4 protein-coding genes are annotated in these 4,013 nt (G+C 55.4%); 2 read left to right on the forward strand and 2 right to left on the reverse strand.

Annotation, left to right across the window (positions count from 1 at the left end; translation table 11 throughout):
- Nucleotides 1-113 precede the first annotated feature (113 nt).
- Entirely contained in the window at nt 114-806 is a 693-nt protein-coding gene (locus tag QCH34_RS08200) for a (5-formylfuran-3-yl)methyl phosphate synthase (protein ID WP_300332722.1), read from the reverse strand.
- Between the two features lie 43 nt (nt 807-849).
- Between QCH34_RS08200 and QCH34_RS08205 the strand changes: the two genes are divergently transcribed.
- Both QCH34_RS08205 and tmk read left to right on the forward strand, forming a co-directional pair.
- Nucleotides 850-1,521, forward strand: a complete 672-nt coding sequence (locus tag QCH34_RS08205; protein ID WP_300332725.1) for a HisA/HisF-related TIM barrel protein — start codon at nt 850-852, stop codon at nt 1,519-1,521.
- A complete protein-coding gene (tmk, locus tag QCH34_RS08210; RefSeq protein WP_300332729.1) occupies nt 1,515-2,132 on the forward strand; it encodes a dTMP kinase in 618 nt (205 codons plus the stop codon). The genes QCH34_RS08205 and tmk overlap by 7 nt, the downstream gene beginning before the upstream one ends.
- Here the strand turns inward: tmk and QCH34_RS08215 are convergent.
- Nucleotides 2,089-4,013: class I tRNA ligase family protein (locus tag QCH34_RS08215; RefSeq protein WP_300332727.1), on the reverse strand; the 1,925-nt coding region annotated here is incomplete at its 5' end. The two genes, tmk and QCH34_RS08215, sit on opposite strands and share 44 nt — an antisense overlap.

The following is a 4,013-nucleotide window of genomic DNA, read 5'->3' on the forward strand; positions in this document are numbered from 1 at the left end:
ATCGCGACCGGACATCGGCCTGGCTCGGCTCAACATATGATTCCGCAGGCTCGAGCAGCACATCATCAAAGGTGAGCGATATGGGGACATTCAACTTCTCTACAAACACTTCATCAGCTCCTGATCATTGCCAGTGCCTTCTCGACAAGTTCAGGCTGGATGGTGCAGGAGCGATCGCCTCCACAGACCATGCCCCGGACACCGATTATATCCGGGTCAATCCGCTTCAGGGGTGGGAGATCCTCAAATGCGATCGAGCCTGCAAGTGCAGTCTTCATGCCAAGCTGTCTGTTCTCCCGTGTGAAGGAGGTGAGATCAGCTTCATCCATGAATGCAAAGGTACTTTTTCCATCTTTTAGTCCTGTATCGATCATCGATACATCAACACCCTCTTCGCCGGCGATTACAGCCATATCAAAAGGAGAGATCGTCGATAGCCGCTCATAATCCGAATATGCCGCAATAACGACGGTCTTCCCGGGAAATTCGGGTTTGACAGCCTGTACAACCGCCCGGATCACCTGGCGCGCGTCATCAGGGTCAGAAAACATGAGACCTATCTTGACATAATCAGCCCCGGCACAGGCAGCCCCATATGCCGCAAGTGCGGCTGTTCCGGGCTTTGGCGCAAAATCGCCAATGGCAGCGGAGATCGGCTTTTCTCCAGCGATCTCTTTGATAGACCGGATCACCCAGGGGAAATTTGCACCAAGCGATCCTTCAGCAGGGCGTTTTACATCGACGATGTCAGCAGAAAGAGAAAGTCTGGCCTCTTCCAAAGAACTCGGGCTGACAAGTAATTCCATAGAACTTAATGATCTCCGATGATAATAGTGATTGCGTTATATCATGGAGCTCATTTGTGCAATCGATCTCAAGGGGGGCCAGGTGGTTCACGGGAGAGCAGGAAGGCGCTCGGAATATGCTCCCCTCACATGGGGCATCTCACCGACAGCAGAACCCCGGGGATATATCGAAGCGGTGCGGCCACGATCGGTCTATATTGCAGATCTTGACCGGATCGCAGGCGTGGGATCACATGACGAGACGGTGCTTGGACTCTCTGATCTCGTCTCCCGCTGCTATATTGACCGGGGGTGCCGGGGGCCGCCCGATATGCTTGATGCGCCATTCATCGAGAATGTCATCGGCACCGAGACCGCAGGAAGTGATCTCACCGGCTATTCGGGGGGATACCTGAGCGTGGATGTGAAAGACGGACGCGTCCTGCCGGGAGGGGAAGCGCCGGAAATGATCCTCTCCCGCGCAGAGGAATGGGGGTTCTCGGGCTGCATCTTCCTGCATATCTCCGCAGTGGGGGAAGAGTGTGGAATCGACCGCGCCGGGGTGGAGCGGATCCGAAAATCGACAGATCTGCCGCTCCTCTATGGGGGAGGAGTCAGGGATTGTACCGATCTCGAGACACTCGCCACAGCGGGATATGATGGGGCGATCATCGCAACCGCCATCCATACCAAAAAGGTGCCACTGGATCTCATCAGGAGGGGATCATTCTGCTGATAACAATCGAAGGAATTGACGGATCAGGGAAGAGCACCCTGGTAGAGACACTCAAATCGGAGTTGGCCGATCTGAACTGCCTCTTTACGCGTGAGCCGGGTGCCACCTGGATCGGAAAAGCGGTCAGGCAGGCGATAGCAGATGAGAGCGATCCCATATCAGAAGCCCTGCTCTTTGTTGCCGATCATGCAATGCACCTGAAGACGGTTCTTCGTCCCGCTCTTGCAGAGGGAAGAATAGTGATCTCAGACAGGTTCACGGATTCACGGTTTGCATACCAGCAGGTGACCCTTGCGGGCGTGATTCCCGATCCCCGCGGGTGGCTCACCGCCCTCCATGAGGGCTGGTCCCTCACCCCGGATCTGACATTTCTATTGGTGATCCCACCGGCTTCTGCACTTGGGAGGATCGACAGGGGCGGCAGGCGCGAGCATTTTGAGCGGGAAGAGGTGCTCGCCGCGGTCCAGCAGGAGTATCTCGCCCGTGCAGAAGCAGAGCCGGAGCGCTTTGTGCTGATTGATGCAGAAGAGGAGATGGAGGCGATCGCCTCCTTTGTTGAAGATGAGATCAGGCGTGTGTGCGGATCGCCAGCAGGGCAATCCCGACAGTAAGGAGCACCACCTCTTCCCCCTCGATTGCATAGGAGAAGACCGGGGTATATGCACCCTCGGGAACAGTGATCTCTGATCCGTTCACCATCACAGAATCGACGCCCGCTTCAAGCGCGTCAGGTGGGAGCGCCCGGATCGCCTGCATCACGGCATTTGCTTCCTTTCTGAATGTGGGCCCGATAATTCCCATATTAAAGGTGATATCCGAGAGGACGCGGTCAAGATGCGGCTCCTCCGGCTTCCACTCGATATCGGCATTCGTACATCTCCCGGCATCTCCGCCATCATCGATGCTGATGCCGGGGGTATAGATGGTCACATGCCCAAGCGGCGCATTCAGGGCAAGACCGGCTTCGTGCTTGTATTTTCTCAGTTCAGATACGACAGAGACAAGGAGATCACCGTTCTCCTCTGCCCCGGCATCCGTATAATCCAGATGAGGCCATTCCTGGTCGATGATCCGGCCTCCTGCAAGGTGGTGGAAGCACTCGCTTGCAAAGAATGGAGTATAGGGTGCAAGCAGCCGGCAGAGGGTGTCAAGTGCTGTCTTTAATGTGAAGACGGCACCTGCCCGGGATGGAAGATCTGAATAGAGCCTTCCCTTGACAAGTTCGAGATAGTTGTCTGCGAGGGATGACCATGCAAAGTCCCGGATCGCCTTCAATCCCCGATCATACTGGTATGCGTCAAGTGCATCGGTCACCTCTTCAACAGTTGCTGAGAGTCGTGAGAGGAGCCAGCGATCTGCCAGTTCTGCTGGTGATTCGGCAGATGTCGGTGCATCTTTTCTGATCTGGAGCAGAGAGAAACGGACGATATTCCACATCTTCGTCTGGAACCGGGAAGCGGCGACGACATCGTTCCAGGAGAAGGTGATGTCTGATCCCATCGCCGCCCCGACTGCTGCCCACTGGCGGAGGGCATCGACACCATAGCGATCGATCAGCTCGTCCGGGGTGATGACATTATTCCTGGACTTTGACATCTTAAATCCGTCTTCCCCAAGCACCATGCCATTGACCATGATTCCTTCCCATGGCTTCTCTCCGGTTAAGGCAACTGACCTGAGGATGGTATAGAACGCCCATGTCCTGATAATATCATGACCCTGGGGGCGGAGCTGGGTGGGATAGACAGCAGGTGTGGTCTTCCCATCCCACTTTGCAATCGCAAGCGGGGAGATGGATGAATCCATCCAGGTATCAAGAACATCCGTCTCACCGGTGAAGCTCGTTGATCCACATTTCGGACAGGGTTGTTTTGGTGAATCGACGGTCGGGTCGATGGGGAGATCTTCCGGATCGGGGAGGATCATCTCACCGCAGCCTTCACAGAACCAGACCGGGATCGGTGTTGCAAAGAGCCGCTGCCGGGAGATGCACCAGTCCCATTCCATCTGGTGCGTCCAGTTCAATAGCCGGGTCAGCATATGTTCGGGATACCAGTTGATCGCTTTGGCAGTCGAAATGATTTCATCCGGCTTCACCTTCACAAACCACTGCCGTGCCGAGAGGATCTCAATCGGAGTCTGGCACCGCCAGCAAGTGCCAACCCGCTGGGGCAGTTCCTCCTGCCGTTTCAGGATCCCGGATCCCTTCATGTCCGAGAGGATCGCTTCCCGGCACTCCTTTGCCTTCATTCCTGCATATCTTCCACAAAGGGCGGTCATAACGCCTTTCTGATCGATTGCGGATCTGAGGTCAAGATTGTGGGACTTCCACCATATAACATCCTGCTTGTCACCGAAGGTGCAGATCATCACCGCACCCGATCCAAATGCCGGATCGACTGCCTCATCCTCGATCACCGGTACCGGATGCGAAAATATCGGGACAGTGAGGGTCTTTCCCTTCAGGCCGTCATACCGGGAATCTTCAGGAT

This window comes from Methanocalculus sp. (genome assembly GCF_029762515.1).
Classification (GTDB): domain Archaea; phylum Halobacteriota; class Methanomicrobia; order Methanomicrobiales; family Methanocorpusculaceae; genus Methanocalculus.

Excerpts from the sequence above, each read along its gene's own strand:
- QCH34_RS08200 (WP_300332722.1), bottom strand. The coding sequence starts at position 806 with ATGGAATTACTTGTCAGCCCGAGTTCTTTGGAAGAGGCCAGACTTTCT.
- QCH34_RS08205 (WP_300332725.1), top strand. The coding sequence starts at position 850 with ATGGAGCTCATTTGTGCAATCGATCTCAAGGGGGGCCAGGTGGTTCAC.